This is a genomic window from Streptomyces camponoticapitis (genome assembly GCF_014646115.1).
GTDB lineage: Bacteria > Actinomycetota > Actinomycetes > Streptomycetales > Streptomycetaceae > Streptomyces > Streptomyces camponoticapitis.
The window spans coordinates 68,301-92,630 of sequence record NZ_BMMV01000001.1 but is presented as its reverse complement, the minus strand read 5'-3'; the positions used below and the strand labels follow the sequence as shown (position 1 = coordinate 92,630).

The window sequence follows — 24,330 nt, the reverse complement described above, 5'->3', positions numbered from 1 at the left end:
AACGCTTAGGGTGGGTATCTCACCCATCGGACATCCGGGCATGACATCTGTAAGGAGGGGTGGCAGTGACCACCGAGCTGCGCCGTCTGCGTAACTACATCAACGGGGAGTTCCGGGACGCCGCCGACGGGCGGACCATCGAGGTGGTCAACCCGGTCACGGGCGAGGCCTACGCGACGTCCCCGCTTTCCGGCCAGGCCGACGTCGACGCCGCCATGAAGGCCGCCGCCGCGGCGTTCCCTGCCTGGCGCGACACCACCCCGGCCGAGCGCCAGAAGGTGATGCTCAAGATCGCGGACGCGCTCGAGGAGCGCGCCGAGGATCTGATCGCCGCGGAGTCGGAGAACACCGGCAAGCCGCTCGAACTGACCCGCACCGAAGAGATCCCGCCGATGATGGACCAGATCCGCTTCTTCGCGGGTGCGGCGCGGATGCTCGAAGGACGTTCGGCCGGCGAGTACATGGACGGTTTCACCTCCATCGTGCGGCGTGAGCCGGTGGGCGTGTGCGCGCAGGTGGCGCCGTGGAACTACCCGATGATGATGGCCGTGTGGAAGTTCGCCCCGGCGCTCGCGGCGGGCAACACCGTCGTACTGAAGCCGTCCGACACCACCCCCGCCTCCACGCTGCTGATGGCGGAGATCATCGGCGCGATCGCGCCCAAGGGCGTCTTCAACGTCATCTGCGGTGACCGCGACAGCGGGCGCACCATGGTCGAGCACGCGACTCCGGCGATGGTCTCGATCACCGGCTCCGTGCGGGCCGGGATGCAGGTCGCCGAGTCCGCCTCCCGGGACGTCAAGCGCGTGCATCTGGAGCTGGGCGGCAAGGCGCCCGTCGTGGTCTTCGAGGACCTCGACGGCGAGGCGATCGCCAAGGCCGTCGAGGACATTTCGGTGGCCGGCTTCTTCAACGCCGGGCAGGACTGTACGGCGGCATGCCGCGTCCTGGTGCACGAGTCGATCCACGACGAGTTCGTGGCCGTGCTGGCGAAGGCCGCCGCGGAGACCAAGACCGGGAAGCCGGACGACGAGGACGTCCTGTACGGGCCGCTGAACAACGCGAACCAGCTGAAGCACGTCTCGGGCTTCATCGAGCGGCTGCCGGCCCACGCCAAGGTCGAGGCGGGCGGGCACCGGGTCGGCGACAAGGGGTACTTCTACGCGCCGACCGTCGTCTCGGGCCTGAAGCAGGACGACGAGATCATCCAGAACGAGGTGTTCGGGCCCGTCATCACGGTGCAGTCGTTCACCGACGAGGCGCAAGCGCTGGAGTACGCGAACGGGGTGGAGTTCGCCCTCGCCTCCTCGGTGTGGACGAAGGACCACGGGCGCGCGATGCGTATGTCCAAGAGCCTGGACTTCGGGTGCGTGTGGATCAACACGCACATCCCGCTGGTCGCGGAGATGCCGCACGGCGGCTTCAAGAAGTCGGGCTACGGCAAGGACCTGTCGGCGTACGGCTTCGACGACTACACCCGTATCAAGCACGTGATGACGTCGCTCGACGCCTGAGGCGTGTGTGAGGCGTGTGTGAGGCGTGCGTGAGGGGTGCGGAGGCGCTGAGGTACGTGCAGTGCGCGCGTCGCTGAGGTGGCGCGGGCGCCGGTGACCGGCCGGGCCGGGTCGTGTCGGCGTGCCGTCGCCGCGGTGCGGCTCCGCTCGCCAACTCGAAGGGGCATCGCCCGAGTTGAGGCTTCCGGGGGGTGGGGTACGGACATGCTCGTCGTCCGTACCCCACCCCGCGTCGTCCGTACGGGGCCGGCCTCCGACTTCTACGGGCGCCACCGCCGTCGCGCGCAGGGGCGGCGGGCCACGGCTCAACTCGGGCCCCGTTCTCGGCGGTTGGGGCGCGGAGATCAGCCCCGAGCCCGCCCCCGCCCCCCCGCCTTCCTTACGCCCCCGGCCCCCTGAGCCGGTCGGTGCGGAGCTCACTCGCGAGCTTGTCGATGCGGTTCGTGGTGATCGAGTCGACTCCCGCCCCGACCAGGCGTCGCATGCTCCGCCCCGTGTCCACCGTCCAGGCCGAGACCAGATACCCGTCGCGATGGACGCGCTCCGTAAGCTCCCGACTCACCAGACCGAAGCGGTAGTTGAGCCAACGGGGCCGCACCGCTTCCAGCAGCACGGGGCGCGGCGGGGCCAACGACTGCCACGTCATCGCGATTTCGGCTGCTGGGTCCGCGGCCCGTACGGCGAGCATCGCGTCGGCGCCGGCGCAGTAGTACACCCGCTCCCCAGCACCGCATTCGCGCACCGTGCCGACCACCGTGTCCACCGTCTCCTTCCTGGAGTCCGGCAGATCGATCATCAGGCGCGCGTCCGACACCGGCCCCGGCGCCCGCAGCGCCGCCAGAAGCGTCGGCACGCCGCCCCGTGTGAGGTCGCTCAGGTCGGCGTGGGTGATGTCGGCGACCGCCAGGTCATGTCCCCAAAGCCGTTTCAACGAGGAGTCGTGCAGCAGCACGGGCACCCCGTCGCGCGTGACACGTACGTCGACCTCCACGGCGTCGGCGCCCCGTTCCAGGGCGGAGCGGACCGACGGGAGGGTGTTCTCACGTACGCGGTACGGGTCGCCCCGGTGCCCCACGGCCACGACGGGCCGCGGCACCGCGCCGCCGTCCCCGCCCCGTGCCGCCGTCACTTGGAGAGCCACTGGGCGGTGTACGTGTCGATCTCGGCGTTCAGCCGGTCCTTGCCCGCCCGGTCGAGGAAGGACGCCTCGACGGCGTTCTTCGCGAGCCCCGCCACCCCCCGCTCGTCCAACTCCAGCAGCCGCGCCGCGACCGCGTACTCGTTGTTGAGGTCGGTGCCGAACATGGGCGGGTCGTCGCTGTTGACCGTCACCAGTACCCCTGCGGAGACCAGCGTCCTGATCGGGTGCAGCTCGATGTCGGTGACCGCCCGCGTGGCGATGTTGGAGGTGGGGCAGACCTCCAGAGGGACGCGGTTCTCGGCGAGGTACGCCATCAACTCCACGTCCTGGGCGGAGCTGATGCCGTGACCGATCCGTTCGGCGCTCAGTTCCCTGAGCGCGTCCCACACCGTGCCGGGCCCCGTCGTCTCGCCCGCGTGCGGCACGGAGTGCAGCCCTTCGGCGACCGCCCGGTCGAAGTGGGGTTTGAACTGGGGCCGCGGTACGCCGATCTCCGGGCCGCCCAGTCCGAAGGACACCAGCCCCTCGGGGCGGAGGTCGACCGCGAGCCGCAAGGTCTCGTCCGCGGCTTCCATGCCGGCCTCGCCCGGAATGTCGAAGCACCACCGCAGTACGACGCCGAACTCGGCCTCGGCCGACTTGCGGGCGTCCTCGATCGCCTCCATGAAGGCCTTCTCGGGGATGCCGCGCCGGGTCGAGCTGAAGGGGGTGATCGTCAGCTCGGCGTAGCGGATGTTCTGCCGGGCCATGTCGCGGGCGATCTCGAACGTCAGCAGCCGGACGTCCTCCGGGGTGCGCAGCAGATCCACGACCGAGAGGTAGACGTCGATGAAGTGCGCGAAGTCGGTGAAGACGAAGTAGTCGGCCAACGCCTCCGGGCTGGTCGGCACCTTGGAGCTCGGGTGCCTGGCGGCCAGCTCCGAGACGATACGGGGCGAGGCCGAGCCGACGTGATGGACATGCAGCTCGGCTTTGGGCAGCCCTGCGATGAAGGGGAGAAGGTCGGTCATCGGGTCCTCCGCGTGCTGAGCGGCGGCGGAAAGGGTGTCGCCGTCCGCCGGGCAGGACGTCCCCCTGCCCAGGGCTGTACCGGACACGGATCATCGTAGGCGGGGAGGGTGGGGCGCCCGGCAGAGGCCTTAGCATGACGGAATCACGATGGGGGAGGACCATGTCAGACAGCAGCGGGCAGCCGGCGGGCGGCCACGTGCCGAGCGATCCCTGGGCGCCGCCGGAGCGCGGGGTGCCGTTGGGCAAGCCGGAACAGGCGCCTGCGCACATTCAGGACGCGCCTCCGGTGCGGCCTGTCTACGACCAGCCGACCGTCACCGCGATGCCCGGTGCGGGGCCGGATTCGGGCGGTGGCGCCGCTCCCGGCGCCGGGGCGGCCTTCGGAGCCGTACCGCCGCCGCCGATAGCCCCTGGGGGGCCGGCCCCGACTTCTTCCGGTCCGTACGGCTACCCGAGCACGCCGAGCGGCACTCCCTACCCCGGCTACCAGGCGTACCCCGGCTATCCGGGATACGGCCAGGGCTCCTGGTCCGCCCCCGCGAACGGCATGGGCGTCGCCGCGATGACGCTGGGCATTCTGTCGATCTGTCTCTTCTGCCTGTACGGCGTCGTCGGTATCGTCCTGGGCATTCTCGCCGTGATCTTCGGTGTGGTCGGCAAGAAGCGTGCCGAGCGGGGTGAGGCGACCAACAGGGGGCAGGCCCTCTCCGGGATCATCATGGGCACCATCGGGATCGTCATCGGCGTGGTCGTCATCGGCCTCATCATCTGGGGCATCACCGACGCGATCAACGATGACTTCAACGACAACGACGACTTCGACAGTGGCACCGGCGGTTACTCCGCCATGCTTCTCGTGGACGCCGACCGATGATCAACCGCCGATCCGACCGCTGAACCAAGCGCCGGTCCCGCCGGGGGAACGCCCCCGCTCCGCACGTCCGTCGGCCCGGTGCCCTTTCCTCCGGCGGTCTCCGCGCCGTCAGGCCTCAGCCACCTCCGCCCGGAGCCGCTCGCGCGCCTCCATCAGGGCGAAGCCCAGCAGATTCAGCCCGCGCCAGCGCGCGGGATCCTGCGCCCGCTCGTCGTCCGCGGCCAGTCCGATGCCCCATATCCGGTCCATGGGACTGGCCTCGACGAGCACCCGGTCGCCGGTGGCCAGCAGGTAGTCGCGCAGCCGGTTGTCCTGCCGGAACTTGTGCACGTTGCCCTCCACGACGATGCCGGACCGCTCGCGCTTCCATACGGTCTCGTCGAACCCGCGCACCAGCCGCCCCGCCTTCTTCGCCTGCGCCGGTCCGGACGCGGCCAGCGCCTTCCGCTCGGCCTCCGGGTCGTCGAAGAGCCGGGCCTTGGCGGCCATCATCCAGTGCTCCGCCGTCGCGTACTCGACCCCGTCGACCGTGAACGGTGACTGCCACCACTGGCTGAGGCAGCTCACGCCGATCTCCCCGTCCGGCCGTGGGGTGTGCCCCCAGAAGTACAGGTACTTGACCTTCACGCCGCGACCCGTACGGTCGATCAGCTCCGCAGCCGTGATCATCCCCATGCACGTGAGTGTGCCAGCCGCCACTGACAGTCCGTCTGCCGATCAAGCCGGTGGAGCGACACAAGGTCAACCGATTCCGTCGCGTAACCAAAAGGCAACAACGGAATCACTTGTTGGACGCCCCGTGCTCTGTCAGTATCGGCACTCAATTCAAGCCAGAACAACACTCGCGGCTTCGTTCGACTGAGGCGACAGCCGCAAGACAGCCGCAAGACAGCCGTAGGACGGCCGGAACACGGAGAACGCCATGGGCAACCGCTTCCCCGCGCGGGACCGCTTCGCGGACGGTGCGCAGTTCATCGACGGCCGGCTGCGTCCCGGCACCTCGGGCCGTACGCACGCCGTGGTCGACCCGGCGACGGGCCGGGAACTGTTCACATACGAACTGGCGGGCCCCGCCGACGTCGACGCGGCCGTCGCGGCCGCGCTCGCCGCGTACCCGGGCTGGGCCGGCGCCACCCCGGGGGAGCGTTCCGACGCGCTGCACCGTTTCGCCGCCGTACTCGCCGAGCGGGCGACGGAATTCGCGGAGGCGGAGTCGCTCCAGTGCGGAAAGCCGATCAAGCTGTCCACGGAGTTCGACGTTCCCGGGACCGTCGACAACGCCGCCTTCTTCGCCGGTGCCGCTCGTCATCCGGAGGGCGCGTCGGCGGGTGAGTACAGCGCCGACCACACCTCCTACGTACGCCGCGAGCCGATCGGCGTGGTCGGCTCCATCGCCCCCTGGAACTACCCGCTCCAGATGGCCGCCTGGAAGATCCTTCCGGCGGTCGCGGCGGGCAACACGATCGTGCTGAAGCCGTCCGAACTGACGCCGTTCACCTCACTGCTGTTCGCGCAGGCGGCGCAGGAGGCCGGAATCCCCGACGGCGTGATCAACATCGTCAACGGGGCGGGCGCCGACGCGGGCGAGCACCTCGTCGGTCACCCGGACGTCGTCATGACCTCCTTCACGGGGTCCACCGCCGTCGGGAAGCGCGTCGCCGAGATCGCCACGGCCACCGTCAAGCGGCTGCATCTGGAACTCGGTGGCAAGGCCCCGTTCCTGGTCTTCGACGACGCCGACCTGGAGGCCGCCGTCCACGGCGCCGTCGCCGGCTCGCTCATCAACACGGGGCAGGACTGCACGGCCGCTACCCGCGCCTACGTCCAGCGCCCGCTCTACGACGCGTTCGTGAGCGCCGTCGCCGCGCTGATGGAGACGGTGCGCCTCGGCGACCCGTTCGCCCCGTCGACCGACATGGGGCCGCTGATCTCGCACGCGCACCGCGACCGCGTCGCGGGGATCGTCGAGCGGGCCCGCGGTTACGCCCGCGTCGTCACCGGCGGCTCCGCCCCGGACGGTGCCGATCTCGCCGACGGCGCGTACTACCTCCCCACCCTCGTCGTGGACGCCGCCCAGGACAGCGAGATCGTGCAGTCGGAGATCTTCGGCCCCGTCCTGGTGGTGCTGGCCTTCGACTCCGACGACGAGGGCATCCGCCTCGCCAACGACACCCCGTACGGCCTCGCCGCCTCCGTATGGAGCCGCGACGTGTACCGCACGGGGCGCGCCACCCGCGAGATCAAGGCCGGCTGCGTCTGGGTGAACGACCACATCCCGATCATCAGCGAGATGCCGCACGGCGGCTACAAGGCCAGTGGTTACGGAAAAGACATGTCCGCGTACTCGTTCGAGGAGTACACGCAGGTCAAGCATGTGATGTACGACAACACCGGGGCCGCCAGGAAGGACTGGCACCGCACAATCTTCGGGGACCGTCCTTAACTCTTCGCACCCTCTCCTCACCCGAAAGGGCACCGCCCATGGAGCAGTACGAGCCAGACCGTCTCTCCGCGGCCCAGATAGCCGCGACGCGTCGCAGCCTGAGCAACGGACGGGGCGCGCTCAGCCGCCGTTCGCTGCTGCGTGCCACTGGCGCCGGGGCGCTCACGATCGGCGGCGTCGCAGCGCTCGGCGCCTGCGGGATTCCGCCCGCGAAAGGCGAGAGCGGGGGCACCGCCTCCACCGACCACTCGGCGAAGGAGAAGCGCGTCGTCTTCTCCAACTGGACCGAGTACATGGACGTCAGCGAGGACGAGAAGAGCTTCCCCACCCTGGAGGCGTTCACGAGACGCACCGGGATCCAGGTGAAGTACACGGCGGACATCAACGACAACGTCGAGTTCTTCGGCAAGATCCAGCCGCAGCTCGCGGCCGGCCAGGACACGGGGCGCGACCTCATCTGCGTAACCGACTGGCTCGCCGCCCGCATCATCCGGCTCGGCTGGGCACAGAAGCTCGATCCCGCCAACTTGCCCCACGCGTTCGCGAATCTGTCCCAGCAGTTCCGCTCGCCCGACTGGGATCCGGGGCGCGCCTACACATATCCGTGGACCGGTATCCCCTCCGTCATCGCCTACAACAAGAAGGCGACGGGGGGCCGCAAGGTCGAGTCCATCTCGCAGCTGCTCGACGATCCCGACCTCAAGGGGCGGGTGTCGTTCCTCTCCGAGATGCGCGACTCCATCGGGCTGACGCTGCTCGACATGGGCAAGGACCCGGCGTCGTTCTCCGACGACGACTTCGACGGCGCCGTCGCCCGTATTCAGAAGGCCGTCGACAAGAAGCAGATCCGCCGTTTCACCGGCAACGACTACACGGCGGATCTCAGCAAGGGCGACATCGCGGCGTGCGTCGCCTGGGCCGGCGACATCGTGCAGCTCCAGGCGGACAACCCGGACATCCAGTTCGCCATCCCGGAGTCCGGCTACATGATCTCCAGCGACAACCTGCTGGTCCCGGCGAAGGCCCGGCACAAGACCAACGCCGAGAAGCTCATCGACCACTACTACGAGCTTCCGATGGCCGCCCAGCTCGCCGCGTACATCAACTACGTCTGCCCCGTCGAAGGCGTCCGTACGGAGCTCGCGAAGATCGACGAGTCGATGGCGTCCAATCCCCTGATCCTTCCCGACGCGGCGATGGCCTCGCGGTCCCACGCCTTCCGTTCGCTGAGCGGTGAGGAAGAGACGTCGTACGAGGAGAAGTTCGCCAAGCTCATCGGCGCCTAGACCGCCAGGTCCGACAGGCCCGTGCGGCCGTACGAGGCACCCTCAGGCCGTCGGCTCGCTGCCACAGGCCGCGGGGTCCCAGAGGCCCCCTTCCGCTCCGTTCCGCCCCTCCCAAGCCCCCGGGATCGTTATCCATGACTGAGACCGCATCCACCGACCGGGGCGGCGACGACGTCCGCCTCACCGGGATAAGCAAGTCGTACGGCTCCTTCCACGCCGTCAAACCCCTCGACCTCACCGTCCCGGAGGGCTCGTTCTTCGCCCTCCTCGGTGCCTCGGGCTGCGGCAAGACCACCACGCTGCGGATGATCGCCGGCCTGGAGGACCCGACCACCGGATCGGTCTTCCTCGGCGACAAGGACGTCACCGGCCTGCCGCCGCACAAGCGCCCCGTCAACACCGTCTTCCAGAGTTACGCGCTCTTCCCGCACCTCGACATCTACGAGAACGTCGCCTTCGGCCTGCGCCGTCGCGGCATCAAGTCGGTGAAGAAACAGGTCGGCGACATGCTCGACCTGGTCCAGCTCGGTGACTTCGCGAAGCGCAAGCCGCACCAGCTCTCCGGCGGGCAGCAGCAGCGCGTCGCGGTGGCCCGCGCCCTCATCAACCACCCGAAGGTGCTGCTGCTCGACGAGCCCCTCGGCGCACTCGACCTCAAGCTGCGCCGCCAGATGCAGCTGGAGCTCAAGCGCATCCAGACGGAGGTCGGCATCACCTTCGTGCACGTCACGCACGACCAGGAGGAGGCCATGACGATGGCCGACACCGTCGCCGTGATGAACGCGGGGCGGGTCGAGCAACTGGGCGCTCCGGCGGAACTGTACGAGAACCCGCAGACCACCTTCGTCGCCAACTTCCTCGGCACCTCCAACCTCATCGAGGCCGACGTCGCGGAGAAGACCGGCGACGAGGTGGTGGTGACGTCCGCGGGCGTGAAACTGAGGCTGCCCGCCGACCGCCTTACGACGCAGGTCCCGGACGGCGGTCGGCTGCTCGTCGGCGTACGCCCCGAGAAGATCTCCCTCGGGCACGCGGACGACGAGGGTTCCATCCCCGCGGGCCGCAACCGGATCACGGGGCGCATCGTCGACTCCAGCTTCATCGGAGTCTCGACGCAGTACGTCATCGACAGCCCCGTCTGTGCGGAGTTGGAGGTCTACGCGCAGAACATCGAGCGCGACGGCCGGCTCGTTCCGGGGGCCGAGGTGGTCCTGCACTGGAACCCCGCGCACACCTTCGGGCTCGACGCGGCCCAGGACATCGACGCGGGCGTCAAGACGGTGGACGAGGAGGGGGCGTGACCACCACGGCAGCACCACCCGCGCCGGCCACACCACCGGTCACCGACGCGACAGTACGCAAGGTCCCGCGCCGTAAACGCCTCGTCCCCTACTGGCTGCTGCTGCCCGGCATCCTGTGGCTGGTGGTCTTCTTCGCGCTGCCGATGGTCTACCAGGCGTCGACCTCCGTACAGACGGGCTCCCTGGAAGAGGGCTTCAAGGTCACCTGGCACTTCCAGACGTACTGGGACGCGCTCCAGGAGTACTACCCGCACTTCGTACGCTCGCTGCTGTACGCGGGCACCGCCACCGTGCTGTGCCTGCTGCTCGGCTACCCGCTCGCGTATCTCATCGCCTTCAAGGCCGGCCGCTGGCGCAACCTCCTGCTGGTCCTGGTCATCGCCCCGTTCTTCACCAGCTTCCTGATCCGCACGCTCGCCTGGAAGACGATCCTCGCCGACGACGGCGCCGTGGTCGGGGCGTTGGACACGCTGCGCGTGCTCGACGTGACCAGCTGGCTCGGCTGGACGGCCGACGACCGCGTCCTGGCCACGCCCATGGCCGTGGTCTGCGGCCTCACGTACAACTTCCTGCCTTTCATGATCCTGCCGCTCTACACGTCGCTGGAGCGCATCGACGGGCGGCTGCACGAGGCGGCCGGAGACCTCTACGCGAAGCCGGCGACGACCTTCCGCAAGGTCACCGTCCCGCTGTCCATGCCGGGCATCGTCTCCGGCACACTGCTGACCTTCATCCCGGCGAGCGGCGACTACGTCAACGCGGAACTGCTCGGCTCCACCGACACCAAGATGGTCGGCAGCGTGATCCAGAGCCAGTTCCTGCGGGTGCTCGACTATCCGACGGCGGCGGCGCTCTCCTTCATCCTCATGGCGGTCGTACTGGTCGTGGTCACCGTCTACATCCGCCGCTCAGGGACGGAGGACCTGGTCTGATGCGCTGGATCCGACGCAATGTGGTCGTCGTCGCGGGGCTGCTCACGCTCGCGTACATGATCCTGCCGAACCTCGTCGTGATGGTGTTCTCCTTCAACAAGCCGAAGGGGCGCTTCAACTACGAGTGGCAGACGTTCTCGCTCGACGCCTGGAAGGACCCGTGCGGCGTCGCGGACCTCTGCGGGTCGCTGACGCTCTCGTTCCAGATCGCCGTCTGGGCGACGATCGGGGCCACCGTCCTCGGCACCATGATCGCCTTCGCGCTGGTGCGCTACCGCTTCCGGGCGCGCGGCGCGATCAACTCGCTGATCTTCCTGCCGATGGCCATGCCAGAAGTCGTGATGGCGGCCTCGCTGCTGACCCTGTTCCTGAACATGGGGGCGGAGTTGGGGTTCTGGACCGTCCTCATCGCGCACATCATGTTCTGTCTCAGCTTCGTCGTGACGGCCGTCAAGGCACGCGTCATGTCGATGGATCCGAAGCTGGAGGAGGCGGCCCGCGATCTGTACGCGGGGCCGGTGCAGACCTTCGTACGGGTCACCCTGCCGATCGCCGCACCGGGGATCGCGGCGGGGGCGCTGCTCGCCTTCGCCCTCTCGTTCGACGACTTCATCATCACGAACTTCAACGCCGGTTCGTCCGTCACCTTCCCCATGTTCGTGTGGGGATCGGCGCAGCGCGGCACACCCGTGCAAATCAACGTCATTGGGACGGCGATGTTCGCCATCGCGGTACTGATGGTGATCGGCGGCCAGCTGGTCGGCAGTCGGCGGAAGAAGGCCGCAACCCCCTGAGCAGGACCCGAAGGAGTTGGAAGACATGGCCCCTGGAGCCATGCGTACAGCAGCCGCCTCACTCGCCGACGCACAGCCCGTCGCCTACTGGCTCGACGACCCCGGCAAGCCGGGCGCCGTGCCGGCCCTCGCGGGCGACGAACGGTGCGACCTGCTTGTCGTCGGCGGCGGCTACAGCGGCCTGTGGACCGCGCTCCTCGCCAAGGAGCGCGACCCGCGCCGCGATGTCGTACTGATCGAGAGCCGCGAGGTGGGCTGGGCCGCCTCCGGCCGTAACGGCGGCTTCTGCTCCGCCTCCCTCACCCACGGCCTCGCCAACGGACTCAGCCGCTGGCCCGGCGAGCTGCGGGCGCTGGAGGACCTGGGCGAGGGCAATCTCGACGGCATCGAGTCGGCCGTCGAGCGCTACGCCATCGACTGCGACTTCGAGCGCACCGGCGACATCACCGTGGCCACGGAGCCCCATCAGCTCGAAGATCTCCGCCAGTTGCACGCGGAGGCGACCGCGTCCGGCTTCACGGGGCTGGACCTCCTGGACGGCGAGGCGGTGCGCGCGGAGGTCGACTCGCCGACGTTCCTGGGCGGCCTGTGGGACCGGCGGGGTGTCGCCATGCTCAACCCGGCGAGGCTCGCCTGGGGGCTGAAGCGGGCCTGCCAGGACCTCGGCGTACGGATCTACGAGAACACGCCCGGTCTCGAACTGGCCCGCTCCGGACCCGGCATGGCCGTCCGCACGCCGTACGGCCGCGTGCTGGCCCGCCACGTCGCGCTGGGCACGAACGTCTTCCCGTCCCTGGTACGGCGCGTGCGGCTGTACACGGTGCCCGTCTACGACTACGCCCTGACGACCGAGCCCCTCACCGAGGACCAGCTCGGCGCCGTGGGATGGAAGAGGCGGCAAGGGCTCAGCGACGGGGCCAACCAGTTCCACTACTTCCGGATCACCGCCGACAACCGCGTCCTCTGGGGCGGCTACGACGCGATCTATCCGTACGGAGGACGCCTCGACGCCGCCCTCGACAACCGCCCCGAGACCTATCTCAAGCTGGCCGCCCACTTCTTCGCCTGCTTCCCTCAGTTGGAGGGCGTGCGGTTCAGTCACGCGTGGGGCGGGGCCATCGACACCTGTTCGCGGTTCTCTCCCTTCTTCGGTACGGCGCACGGCGGGCGGGTCGCGTACGCCGCCGGCTACACCGGCCTCGGTGTCGGTGCGACCCGCTTCGGCGCCGACGTGATGCTCGATCTGCTCGCGGGGGAGCGGACGGAGCGGACGGAGCTGGAGATGGTCAGGACGAAGCCGGTGCCGTTCCCGCCGGAGCCGGCTGCCTGGGCGGGGATCGGGCTCACGAAGTGGTCGCTGGCCCGCGCGGATGTCAGGGGCGGGCGCCGCAACCTGTGGCTGAAGGCCATGGACCGGGTCGGGTTGGGCTTCGACAGCTGACCTCAGTACGGAGGGGGCCTCGCCCGGGCTGGGTTGGCGGCCGGGGCGTGGCTCCGTCGCGGCCTGGTCCGGGTCCTGGTCCGGGTCTTGGCGGAATCATGAGTCTCCCCTCTGGCGGTGTGACCCACATCACCGCCGACTGCCGGTCCGAACCCGCGTAATGATCCGGCGCGACCTCCCTCTCTCCCTCTGCGAACGCACTGTCCGACAACGTGGAGGCGGAGGCCGCATGATGACTGACTCGGGGACCCACTCGGGGGCGAGGGCCGCGCTGGAATGGCTGGCGTCGGTGGCGCCCGATCCCGACGCCTGCCGGTGGGAATGGGAGCGGAACCCGCACGGGGTCGCTCTCCTTCCCGCCGGGAAGCGCTGGGACGTCCTGATCCTTTCCGGTGAGCTGGGGTATCCGGCGCTGGAGGTGCTGACCCGGCTCGTCGACCGGCCGGGCCCCGTCCTGGCCGACTTCGGCGACGCGCGCCTCGGGTTCTTCGTGCCGCCGGGCACCGTCGCCCGCTGGATCGGCACGGGGGTACGGGGCGCGGGCGGCGGCACCTGGATCGTCGTCCCGTATCCGGGACGCGCTGGCGGCGGGGTTCGCTGGGTGATCCCGCCCGACGGTTCCGGCACGCTCACCGACCCGCCGTTGCTGGAGCTCGCGATGCACGAGGCGGCGGCCGAAATCGCCGCCGATGCCGCCGATGCCGCTGACGCAGGGGGCGACGGTGGGGACGGCGGGGTTGTCGGCCGGGGTCCCGGTGGCGGCGGTGGGCACGGCCGGAGCGGTGACGACGGGGGCGATGACCGGGCGAGTTGACTGCTGAGCGGGCGGGGGCAAGGGGTGTGTGAGGTGCGGACTCTCGTGCGTCGCGCCGCCCCCGTCGGGCGCTGGGGCGGCGGATGAGACCCCCTGGAGGGGTTCGGCAGTCGGAGCCGTAGAGCGCCAGAGGTCTTGACAACATGATTGGTCTGGACCATGTTGTGCCCGGCTCGGTCACTCAATTCCGCGATGCCCGGAGGCAGTTGTGGTAGGCAGCAGACGACCTTCTCGGTACCCCAGACTTGTGGCCGCGTTCGCGGCGGCCGTACTCACCGCCGGCGGTCTCGTCGTCTCCGCCGAGACGGCACGCGCGGCCGATGCGGACATCGCCACCAACGGCGGCTTCGAGTCCGGCCTCACCGGCTGGAGTTGCACGAGCGGCAGCGGCGTGGCCGTCAGCACCCCCGTGCACGGCGGCGCCGCCGCGCTGAAGGCCACCCCGGCGGGCAGCGACAACGCGAAATGCAGCCAGACCGTCACGGTCCGGCCCGACTCGGCGTACACCCTGAGCGCCTGGGTCCAGGGAAGCTACGTCTACCTCGGCGCCTCCGGCACCGGCACCGCCGACGTCTCAACATGGACCCCGTCCGCGCCGAGTTGGCAGAAACTCACCACCTCCTTCCGTACCGGCCCCGCCACCACGTCCGTGACCCTCTACAGCAACGGTTGGTACGGAACCCCCGCCTACCACGTCGACGACCTCAGCCTCGTCGGGCCGGGCGGCGAGACCGGGCAGCCCCCCGCCGCCGCCCCCGCAGGCCTCAGGTCATCGACAGTCACCGCGTCCTCGGTCGGCCTCGCCTGGTCACCCGTGCCCGGCGCGACCGGCTACACGGTGCACCGCGACGGCGCCCCGAACCTGAACGTCACCGGTACGTCGACCACCGTCACGGGGCTCAGCCCCGCGACCGCCTACCGTTTCCAGGTCTCCGCCACCAACGCCGCCGGCCGCTCCCCGCTCTCCTCCGTCGTCACCGCGACCACCCGGCCCGCGGACGGCGGCGGCAACGAGTCGGACCTCCCCGCCCACGCCCTGGTCGGCTATCTCCACTCCAGCTTCGCCAACGGCTCCGGCTACACGCGCATGGCCGACGTGCCCGCCTCGTGGGACGTCATCAACCTCGCCTTCGGCGAGCCGACGTCGGTCACCTCGGGGGACATCCGCTTCAGCCTGTGCCCTGTCGCCGAATGCCCGAACGTCGAGTCACCCGCCGAGTTCAAGGCCGCCATCAAGGGCAAGCAGGCCGCCGGGAAGAAGGTCCTGATCTCCATCGGGGGCCAGAACGGTCAGGTCCAGCTCGCCTCGACCGCCGCCCGCGACGCCTTCGTGAGTTCCGTATCCAAGATCATCGATGAGTACGGCCTCGACGGTCTCGACATCGACTTCGAGGGCCACTCGCTCTCCCTCAACAACGGCGACACCGATTTCCGCAACCCGACGAGCCCCGTCATCGTCAACCTGATCTCCGCCGTGAAGAGCCTGAAGGCCAAGTACGGGGCGGACTTCGTGCTCACGATGGCTCCGGAGACGTTCTTCGTCCAGCTCGGCTACCAGTTCTACGGATCCGGCCCCTTCGGCGGCCAGGACCCGCGCGCGGGGGCGTATCTCCCCGTCATCCACGCCCTGCGCGACGACCTCACCCTGCTGCACGTCCAGGACTACAACTCGGGGCCGATCATGGGGCTCGACAACCAGTACCACACCATGGGCGGCGCCGATTTCCACATCGCGATGACCGACATGCTGCTCACCGGCTTCCCGGTGGCGGGGGACACAACCAAGGTCTTCCCGGCGCTCGACCCGGGCCAGGTGGCGATCGGACTCCCGGCGTCGCAGCAGGCGGGCAACGGCCACACCACCCCGTCCGAGGTGAACAAAGCCCTGGACTGCCTGACGAAGAAGACCAACTGCGGGTCGTACCAGACACACGGCACGTGGCCCGCCCTGCGCGGGCTGATGACCTGGTCGATCAACTGGGACCGCTTCAACCAGTGGGAGTTCTCCAGGAACTTCGACGCGTACTTCGGAAGCTGAGCCGGCCCACAAGGCGCCCCTCGCCCTAGGCGTCGTCCGTCCCCGAGCCGGCGGCCCTGCGGTTGTCGATGCACCGCAGGGCCGTCACCAACAGGGCCAGCACCATGCCGCAGAGCAGCCAGCTGCCGACCACGTCGAGCGGCCAGTGGTAGCCCCGTAGCACCAGACCGATGCCTGTCGCCGCACTGAGCACCGCGGCGACGGGCATCGCCCATTCGCGCCCCGTACGGGGCCGCAACAGCAGCGCGGCGCCGCAGTAGGCGACCATGGCGGTCGCCGTGTGTCCCGAGGGGTAGTAGCCGGACTCCGTCGTGAGCGGCCCCGTCCGGTCGATCCACAGCTTGAGGGGGATAACGAGCACCGGTACGGCTGCCATGGCCAGCACGACCGCCACCGCCCGCGCACGGTGCCCCCGCCACACCGCGTATCCGACCGCCACGGCCAGGACCGGCAGGGCCACCGGCATCCCGCCGAGATCGGCCAGGAATTCCGTCAGTCCGGCGGGGCCGCGTCGGAAGGTGTCGTGGCCCAGGAGCTCATCGGCGTTACGGAGCGGGCCACCGGCGACGACCTGCCAGGTGACGAGCGCGAAGAGAACGGCGCAGAGGGCGAACGCCCCGAGGGGAGCGACGGGGCCGGGGCGGACGGGGCCTGCTGAGCCGAAGCGCCCGGAGAAGAATGCCGGCCGCCCCGGAACAGGGGGGGTAGTTCCGAGACGGCCGCCGGGATCGGGTCGCCGCGCGCCCCGGGGGGTTTGGGGCGGGCGGCCGTCCGATCGGTGAGGAATTCCGGAGCTGGGTGCTCCAGTGCGTCCGAGGACGCGACCAGGACGGAGCCGGGGAAGCGCCGCCGTGGGGTCGCCCGCAGTCTCCTGCGAGCGGGGTGTTTCTTTCATCTGCCGAAACCGTACGTCAGGGCCGCGAGGTCCGACAGCGGGAAGCTGAACCCGCCATGGGCCCCGCACACCTTCTTCACAGCCCCGCCCCGGGGGCCGGCATACGGGGCGGGGCCTGCGGTGGCCCGCCTCGTACGGTCAGAGTCCGGCGAGCGCCTGCTCCAGGATGTCCAGGCCCTCCGTAAGGAGGTCCTCGCCGATCACCAGTGGCGGCAGGAAGCGGAGCACGTTGCTGTACGTGCCGGTGGTGAGGACCAACAGCCCTTCCACGTGGCACGCCTTGGCGAGCGCGGCCGTCGCCTCCGGGTTCGGCTCCTTCGTGTCCCGGTCCTTGACCAGTTCGAGCGCGAGCATCGCGCCACGGCCCCGTACGTCGCCGATGACGTCGAACTTCTCGGCCATCTCCTTGAGACGAGGCTTCATGATCTCCTCGATGCGCCTGGCCTTCGCCACGAGGTCCAGCTCGCGCATCGTCTCGATGGCGCCGAGCGCGGCGGCGCAGGCCACCGGGTTCCCGCCGTACGTACCGCCGAGGCCGCCCGAGTGCGGCGCGTCCATGATCTCCGCACGCCCCGTGACGGCGGCGAGCGGCAGCCCGCCGGCGATGCCCTTCGCCGTGGTGATCAGGTCGGGTACGACACCCTCGTCCTCACACGCGAACCACTGCCCCGTCCGGCAGAAACCGGACTGGATCTCGTCCGCGACGAAGACGATGCCGTTGTCCTTGGCGAACTTCGCGAGCGCGGGCAGGAAGCCCTTCGCCGGCTCGATGAAGCCACCCTCGCCGAGCAGCGGCTCGATGAGGATCGCCGCGACGTTCTCCGCGCCGATCTGCTTGTTGATCTGGTCGATGGCCAGGGCGGAGGCCTCGGCGCCGGCGTTCTCCGGGCCGGTCGGCCAGCGGTAGCCGTACGCGACGGGGACGCGGTAGATCTCCGGGGCGAACGGGCCGAAGCCGTGCTTGTACGGCATGTTCTTCGAGGTCAGTGCCATCGTGAGGTTCGTGCGGCCGTGGTAGCCGTGGTCGAAGACCACGACCGCCTGCCGCTTCGTGTACGAGCGCGCGATCTTCACGGCGTTCTCGACGGCCTCGGCGCCCGAGTTGAACAGCGCGGACTTCTTGGCGTGGTCGCCCGGGGTCAGCTCGGCGAGCTGTTCACAGACCTCCACGTAGCCCTCGTACGGCGTGACCATGAAACACGTGTGGGTGAAGTCGGCGAGCTGGGCCGTGGCGCGGCGTACGACGGCCTCCGCGGAGGAACCGACGGACGTCACCGCGATGCCGGACCCGAAGTCGATGAAGCTGTTGCCGTCCACGTCCTCGACGACGCCGCCGCTCGCGCGGGCCGCGAAGACGGGCATCACGGATCCCACTCCGGCGGCGACCGCGGCGGTACGGCGGTTCTGCAGCTCCAGCGACTTGGGACCGGGGACGGCGGTGACGATGCGCCGCTCCTGCGGGATTGCGGTCATGAGGGGCTCCTGGGGGTGGTTCCGGACGCTACGTGTCCGGCGTGCTCGCGTCTGCCTTCACTTCGCAGGCTAGGGGCGGAGGCGGGCGGCGGGCATGCGCCGTTCGGGAGCATCCGCGGCGTGTCGTTGTCCGCCACGGACATAGGACGGGGCGGCCCCTCTCACACGATCCAGAGGGTCCGAGACCAACACTCCGTACGGCCGCAACGGTGAACTCCCCGTGCACGGGCACTAGATTGAGGCCTGTACAGAGCGGACCTGGCTGGTCAGGGGACAGGGGTTCATGAACACCGACGGCACGCACGACCCGCGCGGCACACGAGCCAATCCCGTGCCCCGTCCGGCGGGGCCACCGCCCCAGCCCCCCACGCCGCCGTCGGCGCCGCCACCGTTCGCCCCGGGATCGCCGGCCGACCCGCCCGCGGCCTCCGCCCCGAAGGGGAATGCCGCGCCGCCCGCGCTGCCCCCCTCGCCGACGCACGCGCCGGCGCCGGGCATCGGCGCTTCCGTGGCCGACTGGCTGCGGATTCCCCGCCCCGAGGCCGAACCGGGCATCTGGCGCCTCGGCCACCGCCCGCGCCCCCCGGAGGAGCCCGACCAGGTACCGGCGCGTCAACTCTTCAGCGGCGCTCTCGTCGCCTACCTCTGCGGCTGGCTCGTCTGGTCCCTGCTCTGGAACGGCTATCTGGGCGGCTGGTGGATCTTCGGCGACAGCTGGTGGCTCCTGCCGATCCAGTGGCTGACCCCTGAGGAATGGCGGTCCCAGAGCAGTCCCCACGTGGAGCTGTACGTCGCGGCGAGCTATCTCTACTACGCCCTCGTCATCAGCCTGCTCGCCGTCGGCTTCGGCCGTATCGGCAACTGGAACGAGGTCTGGCGGCGCTACGGAGTGCCACTGTGGCCGCTCTTCGTACTGCTGCCTGGTTTCTGGCGCGAGATGCCGCGCACCGTCACCTGGCTCACCTGGGTCTCGAACGTCTACTACGTCCTGCTCGTCGCCGCCGTACTGGCTGTCATCGGGCGGGTCGGCATCTGGCCCCCCGTACGGCGCCGCCTCGGGATGGCCACCCCGGACGAGCTGCCCCCGCCACCGACGCCGGCCGATGCCGACCCCGCGGACTGGCCCGAACTCCGCGCCGCCGGACTTACCGAAGCCGCCGCCAAGCTCGCCGACGCCGTGCACCGCGGCACCCTCAGCGACGTCGACTACGCGCGGATCCGCCGCGCCTGGCAGGGAGTCCGTACCCGCCCCGAACGGCTGCCCGCGTTCACCGACACCGTCCGCGCGCACGGGGCGGGCGCCTGCGGGCACCCTTCGGGTGTACGTGACCTGCCGCTGCGTACGGCGCACCACGATCTCGCCACCGGGCAGGTCAGGATCGGCACCGCGGCGGACCATCCCCGCAACCCGTACGCGCGGCGCACCACCGGCGTCGCCCTGGAGCCGGGGCTGCTCGGCACGTCGCTGCTCGCCGTCGGGCCCGCGGGCTCCGGCAAGACGGTCCGGCTGGTCCGCCCCGTCGTCGAGTCGCTCTGCCTCCAGGCGCTGGCCAACCGCGCCGCTGTCGTCGCCGTCACCGCCGACGGGGCGGCGCTCGCCCCCGACGACTCCTTCGACCTCGTGATCGCCGTCGGCCGCCCCGACGCCACCCACGACCTGGACCTCTACGGGAGTGCCGACGACCCCGACGAGGCCGCGAGGACGCTCTCGGAGGCACTCGTGGGCGATCTGGCGGCCGGTCTTCCCGGCGGGGACAGGCGCCGGGCCGCCACCGCGCTCGCCCAGCTCATCGGCCCCTACCGCAGCGTCCACGGGCGCTTCCCCGCCGTACCGGAACTGCGCGAACTGATCGGCGGCTCCCCCACGGCACTGCAGTCCCTGCGCACCGCGCTGGAGGCGTCCGGCGACCCCGGCGCTGCCGCGCAGCTTCGCGAGCTGGACGCGCGCGAGCGGCAGGCGACGCGCGGCGACGACATCGGTGTGCTCCTGGCCGAACGGCTCGCCTTCCTGGACCGGCCCGCCTTCGCCGACTTCTTCCGTACGGACGGCAGCAGCCGGTCCTTCTCGCTGCGGGCCATCGAGCATCCGCTGAGGGTCAGGATCGACCTGCCCGAACGGGGCCACGCCGAGGCGTCACGGATCATCGCCCGGCTGCTTCTCGCCCAGTTCACCGACGCCGCGCTCGCCCGCGCGGACCGGTCGCTCTTCGCCTGCCTCGTCCTGGACGACGCGACGTACACGGTGACCGGCGACTCGGTCCGAGCCATCCAGCGGCTGCGCTCGGCGAACGCCGGGGTGGTCCTGGCGCTGCGCACGCTGGAAGACGTGCCGGACCCGCTGCGCGGCCCGCTCCTCGGCGCGGTGGGGTGCCGCATGGCGTTCTCCGGGCTCGGGCCGTGGGACGGCGGGCGCTTCGCGGAGAGCTGGGGCACGGAGTGGGTCCAGACCCGCGACGTCACCAACCGGCAGATCATCTCCGACGAGCCGCTCACGAAGGCGGTGCACTTCATGCGACGGCTGGTGACCGGCAAGGCGGCCACCGCCGAGGCGGTCACGGTGCGGGAGGTCGAGCGCGAACGCTGGTCGGCCTCCGAACTGGCCCACTCCGTGCCCGCCGGCCACGCGGTGCTCTCGCTGACCACGGTCGGCGGGGAGCACGCGCCGCCGATGCTGGTGGACCTCCGCACCTGAGCGACCCCGGAGCGACCGCGTCGCAATCCGCATACGCCAATCCGCATACGTAAGGAGGTGAGGCCGGCGGCTCGGTCACGGCTTCCTTGCCGCCCGCCCTCGGCATCACCCGAGCCCGTACCCGCTTCTGGTACACCCTGGCAGAATTGAGGTACGCCGTTTCTACGGGGCGGCGAAAATGCCCGCGCATCCTCTTCATGAAGGTCCTACGGTCCGCCATGCCGCCCACGCTCGCCTCCCTCATCCAGCACTCGGCGCTCAAGCTCACCGTGCGCGCGGGTGAGGACCGGCTCGATACGCCGGTGCGCTGGGCCCACGTCAGTGAACTCGAAGACCCGGTGCCGTACATGGACGGCGGCGAGCTGCTGCTCGTCACGGCCGTCACCCTGCACGCGGAGGACCCCGAGGCCATGCGGCGCTACGTACGGCGCCTCGTCGGCGCCGGCGTCGTCGGGCTCGGCTTCGCGGTCGGCGTCAATTACGAGGACATACCGGACGCTCTGGTCGACGCCGCCCGCGCGGAGGGGCTGCCGCTGCTGGCCGTGCCGCGCCGTACCCCCTTCCTCGCCATCAGCAAGGCCGTCTCGGCGGCCATCGCGGCGGATCAGTACCGGGCGGTCACGGCGGGCTTCGAGGCACAGCGGGAATTGACCCGCGCCGCGCTCTCCGAAGGCCCCGCCGCGCTGCTCACCCGCCTCGCCGCGGACGTCGACGGCTGGGCCGCGCTGTACGACGCGACGGGCGCGGTGGTAGCCGCCGCGCCCGACTGGGCGGCACGCCGCGCCGCCCGGCTCACGCCGGAGGTGGAACGCCTGCGGAAGCGCCCCGCGCCCGCCAGCGCCGTGGTCGGCGATCCGGACGACCGCGTCGAGCTCCAGTCACTGGGCACCGGTCGGCGCGTACGGGGCGCCCTCGCCGTCGGTACGGGGGCGGCGCTGGGCACGGCGGAGCGGTACGCGGTGCACTCGGCGGTCGCCCTCCTGACGCTGACCACGGAGCGGTCCCGCGCCCTTCAGGAGGCCGAGCAGAGGCTCGGCTCCGCGGTGTTGCGGATGCTCCTCTCAGGACAGCCCGACCATGCTCGGGCGGTGGCGGGAGATCTGTACGGGGGGCTGCTGGACGCCCCGTTCCGCCTGATCGTCGCCGAGCCGGCCGAGGCGGCGTCCGATTCACGTGACCCCGCCGCCGACGATCCGCTCCAGTCGCTGACCGACTCGCTGGAGGCGTCGGCGGCGCACGGTGGGGAAGCCGTGCTCGCCGTGCCCGACGGCGACGAACGGCTCGTCGTTCTCGCGGCGGACGCGGGCGCGGTCGCCGCCGCCTGTGAGATGTACAAGGACCAGGAGGCGGACGACGCCGGCCTCGTCATCGGTCTCTCCGCCCCGACGGGGCCGATCGCGGCGGCAGGGGCGTACAAACAGGCCGAACAGTCGCTGTCCGTCGCGCGCCGACGGGGCCGCGCGCTGGTGGAGCACGAGGAGCTGGCGGCCGGGTCGCTGCTGCCGCTCCTCGCGGACGACGCGGTGCGTGCCTTCGCGGACGGCATGCTGCGCGCGCTGTACGAGCACGACGCCAAGGGGCGCGGCGACCTGGTGGACTCCCTCAGGGCCTGGCTCTCGCGCCACGGTCAGTGGGACGCCGCCGCGGCGGATCTGGGCGTCCACCGGCATACGCTTCGTTATCGCATGCGGCGTGTGGAGGAGATCCTGGGCCGCACGCTGGACGATCCGGATGTGCGGATGGAGCTGTGGCTGGCTCTGAAGACCACGTCGGCGCCGCCGCGGCCGGGGCCGTAGCTGAGGGAGAGGGGCCGGCTCCTCAGCCGCTCTTCGCCTCAACTGCCGCGACGTATTAGGCAGTTATCGCGCCGGGCCGCCGTGGGCGTCCCGCGGGCGGTCGACGCCGGCCCACCGGCCCTCCTCCGGTGACGGCGCGCCAACGGTCGCCTATGCCAAAGCGTCACAGCACGCACCTGCCACCACTCCACCCCGGACAAATCACGTCCGTGGCCCGCGCCCCTACGGTGGGGGAGACAACACCACCACTTCGGAAGGGCCGGGACTCGCAATGCCGAACGAAACTGTGGCAGCCACCCATGCCTTCTGGCTCGCCGGGCGCCAGGCCACCGGTGAGGAGACCTTGGATGTCACGTCCCCGTGGGACGGCCGGCTCGTCGGCAAGGTCGCCGTCCCGACCGAGGCCCAGGTCGAAGAGGCCGTCGCCGCCGCGTACGCCGTGCGCGACGAGTTCGCCGCGACGCCCGCCCACGTCAGGGCCGCCGCGCTCGACCATGTCTCGCGCCGTCTCGTCGAGCGCACCGAGGAGATCGCCCGCCTGATCTCCGCCGAGAACGGCAAGCCCATGAAGTGGGCACGAGGAGAGGTGGGCCGCGCCGTCTCGGTCTTCCGGTTCGCGGCCGAGGAGTCCCGCCGGTTCAACGGCGGCGAGGCCCAGCGCCTCGACACCGACGCCGGCGGCACCGGCCGCCTCGCGCTGACCCGCCGCTTTCCGCGCGGCGTCGTGCTCGGGATCGCGCCGTTCAACTTCCCGCTGAACCTGTGCGCGCACAAGATCGCCCCGGCCATCGCCGTCGGTGCCCCGATCATCCTCAAGCCCGCACCCGCGACGCCGCTCTCCGGCCTGCTCATCGGCGAGCTGCTCGCCGAGACCGAGCTGCCCGCCGGCGCCTGGTCGGTGCTGCCCGTCGGCAACGACCGGATGCCCACCCTCGTGCAGGACGAGCGGCTGCCGGTGATCTCCTTCACCGGCTCCGACAAGGTCGGCTTCGCCATCATGGACTCGGTGCCCCGCAAGCACTGCACCCTCGAACTCGGCGGCAACGGTGCGGCAGTTGTCCTCGCCGACTACGCGAGCGAGAAGGATCTCGACTGGGCGGCGACCCGGATCGGCACCTTCGCCAACTACCAGGGCGGCCAGTCCTGCATCTCGGTGCAGCGCGTCGTCGCGGACGCGTCCCTGTACGAGCGCCTCGTACCGAAGATCGTCGCCGCCGTCGAGGCGCAGGTCACCGGTGACCCGTCCGACGACGCCACGGACGTGGGCCCCCTCGTCAGCGAGGACGCCGCCAAGCGCGTGGAGGCATGGGTGGACGAGGCCGTACGCGCGGGCGCCCGGCTCCTGTCCGGCGGAAAGCGTGACGGGGCGTCCTACACGCCCACCGTCCTCGCCGACGTCCCGCCGGACGTCACGATCTCCTGTGAGGAGGTCTTCGGCCCCGTTGTCACCCTCAGCCGCGTCGAGGGCGAGGCGGCGGCGTTCGAGACGGTGAACGACTCCAAGTACGGCCTCCAGGCGGGCGTGTTCACCCACGACGTGCAGGCGGCGTTCCGCGCGCACCGGGCGCTCGAGGTCGGCGGCGTGATCATCGGTGACATCCCCTCGTACCGCGCCGACCAGATGCCGTACGGCGGCGTCAAGCAGTCCGGCGTCGGCCGCGAGGGCGTGAAGTACGCGATGGACGACTACACGTACGAGCGCGTCATGGTCTTCACGGGCCTCGCCCTCTAAAGCCCGGTCCGCGACCAATGACGGGGCCCGTACGGGGCCGTACACGCACCCCGTACGGCCCCGTCCTGGCCCCCGCCGCATCCGCACCGAGGCCGTGCCGAGGGCGACGCCGCCGGGACCGCCGTAGTGGCGGTCCCGGCCACCTCGGGGTAG

At 70.6% G+C, this 24,330-nt stretch carries 19 protein-coding genes; 14 read left to right on the top strand and 5 right to left on the bottom strand.

Going from position 1 to position 24,330, the window contains the following annotated elements:
* The first annotated feature begins 65 nt into the window (after positions 1-65).
* Positions 66-1,514 carry a gamma-aminobutyraldehyde dehydrogenase gene (locus IEY79_RS00345; protein ID WP_189105189.1) on the top strand — a complete coding sequence of 483 codons (1,449 nt, stop codon included), beginning with the start codon at positions 66-68 and terminating at the stop codon, positions 1,512-1,514.
* Positions 1,515-1,893: 379 nt separating this feature from the next.
* On the opposite strand, the gene IEY79_RS00340 is transcribed toward IEY79_RS00345, so the two are convergent.
* Positions 1,894-2,655: a glycerophosphodiester phosphodiesterase gene (locus IEY79_RS00340; RefSeq protein ID WP_373292427.1), complete on the bottom strand. Its 762-nt coding sequence runs from the start codon at positions 2,653-2,655 to the stop codon at positions 1,894-1,896.
* Complete coding sequence (locus IEY79_RS00335) at positions 2,640-3,665, bottom strand: adenosine deaminase (RefSeq protein ID WP_189105593.1); 1,026 nt, start codon at positions 3,663-3,665, stop codon at positions 2,640-2,642. The genes IEY79_RS00340 and IEY79_RS00335 overlap by 16 nt, the downstream gene beginning before the upstream one ends.
* A gap of 161 nt (positions 3,666-3,826) precedes the next feature.
* On the opposite strand from IEY79_RS00335, the gene IEY79_RS00330 reads away from it, so the two are divergent.
* Positions 3,827-4,540: a DUF4190 domain-containing protein gene (locus IEY79_RS00330; RefSeq protein WP_189105188.1), complete on the top strand. Its 714-nt coding sequence runs from the start codon at positions 3,827-3,829 to the stop codon at positions 4,538-4,540.
* A gap of 108 nt (positions 4,541-4,648) precedes the next feature.
* On the opposite strand, the gene ybiA is transcribed toward IEY79_RS00330, so the two are convergent.
* On the bottom strand, positions 4,649-5,209 hold the full coding sequence (gene ybiA, locus IEY79_RS00325) for a riboflavin biosynthesis intermediates N-glycosidase (RefSeq protein WP_373292448.1): 561 nt from the start codon (positions 5,207-5,209) through the stop codon (positions 4,649-4,651).
* Between the two features lie 253 nt (positions 5,210-5,462).
* On the opposite strand from ybiA, the gene IEY79_RS00320 reads away from it, so the two are divergent.
* From IEY79_RS00320 to IEY79_RS00285, 8 genes are all read left to right on the top strand, one after another.
* Complete coding sequence (locus tag IEY79_RS00320; protein WP_189105186.1) at positions 5,463-6,983, top strand: gamma-aminobutyraldehyde dehydrogenase; 1,521 nt, start codon at positions 5,463-5,465, stop codon at positions 6,981-6,983.
* Positions 6,984-7,021: 38 nt separating this feature from the next.
* Positions 7,022-8,269 carry an ABC transporter substrate-binding protein gene (locus IEY79_RS00315; protein ID WP_189105185.1) on the top strand — a complete coding sequence of 416 codons (1,248 nt, stop codon included), beginning with the start codon at positions 7,022-7,024 and terminating at the stop codon, positions 8,267-8,269.
* A 134-nt stretch (positions 8,270-8,403) separates the two neighbouring features.
* Positions 8,404-9,570 (top strand): ABC transporter ATP-binding protein, encoded by a 1,167-nt coding sequence (locus tag IEY79_RS00310; protein WP_189105184.1) that lies wholly within the window; start codon positions 8,404-8,406, stop codon positions 9,568-9,570.
* Positions 9,567-10,502, top strand: a complete 936-nt coding sequence (locus tag IEY79_RS00305; RefSeq protein WP_189105183.1) for an ABC transporter permease — start codon at positions 9,567-9,569, stop codon at positions 10,500-10,502. The genes IEY79_RS00310 and IEY79_RS00305 overlap by 4 nt, the downstream gene beginning before the upstream one ends.
* Complete coding sequence (locus IEY79_RS00300) at positions 10,502-11,296, top strand: ABC transporter permease (RefSeq protein WP_189105182.1); 795 nt, start codon at positions 10,502-10,504, stop codon at positions 11,294-11,296. Before IEY79_RS00305 ends, IEY79_RS00300 begins: the two co-directional genes overlap by 1 nt.
* Before the next feature lie 25 nt (positions 11,297-11,321).
* Positions 11,322-12,737 carry an NAD(P)/FAD-dependent oxidoreductase gene (locus tag IEY79_RS00295; RefSeq protein ID WP_189105181.1) on the top strand — a complete coding sequence of 472 codons (1,416 nt, stop codon included), beginning with the start codon at positions 11,322-11,324 and terminating at the stop codon, positions 12,735-12,737.
* 229 nt (positions 12,738-12,966) lie between these two features.
* A complete protein-coding gene (locus IEY79_RS00290) occupies positions 12,967-13,551 on the top strand; it encodes a hypothetical protein (RefSeq protein WP_229700544.1) in 585 nt (194 codons plus the stop codon).
* A 208-nt stretch (positions 13,552-13,759) separates the two neighbouring features.
* A complete protein-coding gene (locus IEY79_RS00285) occupies positions 13,760-15,589 on the top strand; it encodes a chitinase (RefSeq protein WP_189105180.1) in 1,830 nt (609 codons plus the stop codon).
* Positions 15,590-15,614: 25 nt separating this feature from the next.
* Here the strand turns inward: IEY79_RS00285 and IEY79_RS38160 are convergent, their stop codons facing one another.
* The gene (locus IEY79_RS38160; RefSeq protein ID WP_308426639.1) at positions 15,615-16,055 is read right to left on the bottom strand and encodes a phosphatase PAP2 family protein; all 441 of its coding nucleotides are present in this window, start codon (positions 16,053-16,055) and stop codon (positions 15,615-15,617) included.
* A gap of 57 nt (positions 16,056-16,112) precedes the next feature.
* Here IEY79_RS38160 and IEY79_RS38155 point away from each other — a divergent pair, with 57 nt between their 5' ends.
* The gene (locus IEY79_RS38155; RefSeq protein ID WP_308426638.1) at positions 16,113-16,247 is read left to right on the top strand and encodes a hypothetical protein; all 135 of its coding nucleotides are present in this window, start codon (positions 16,113-16,115) and stop codon (positions 16,245-16,247) included.
* 375 nt (positions 16,248-16,622) lie between these two features.
* Here IEY79_RS38155 and gabT read toward each other — a convergent pair whose 3' ends face one another.
* Complete coding sequence (gene gabT / locus IEY79_RS00275; protein ID WP_189105178.1) at positions 16,623-17,957, bottom strand: 4-aminobutyrate--2-oxoglutarate transaminase; 1,335 nt, start codon at positions 17,955-17,957, stop codon at positions 16,623-16,625.
* Positions 17,958-18,240: 283 nt separating this feature from the next.
* Between gabT and IEY79_RS00270 the strand changes: the two genes are divergently transcribed.
* The 3 genes from IEY79_RS00270 to IEY79_RS00260 all read left to right on the top strand — a co-directional run bounded on the left by IEY79_RS00270 (position 18,241) and on the right by IEY79_RS00260 (position 24,177).
* Positions 18,241-20,649: an ATP/GTP-binding protein gene (locus tag IEY79_RS00270; protein WP_229700542.1), complete on the top strand. Its 2,409-nt coding sequence runs from the start codon at positions 18,241-18,243 to the stop codon at positions 20,647-20,649.
* A gap of 218 nt (positions 20,650-20,867) precedes the next feature.
* The gene (locus IEY79_RS00265; RefSeq protein ID WP_189105590.1) at positions 20,868-22,445 is read left to right on the top strand and encodes a PucR family transcriptional regulator; all 1,578 of its coding nucleotides are present in this window, start codon (positions 20,868-20,870) and stop codon (positions 22,443-22,445) included.
* 286 nt (positions 22,446-22,731) lie between these two features.
* Positions 22,732-24,177 (top strand): aldehyde dehydrogenase family protein, encoded by a 1,446-nt coding sequence (locus tag IEY79_RS00260; protein WP_189105589.1) that lies wholly within the window; start codon positions 22,732-22,734, stop codon positions 24,175-24,177.
* The last annotated feature ends 153 nt before the right edge of the window (positions 24,178-24,330 follow it).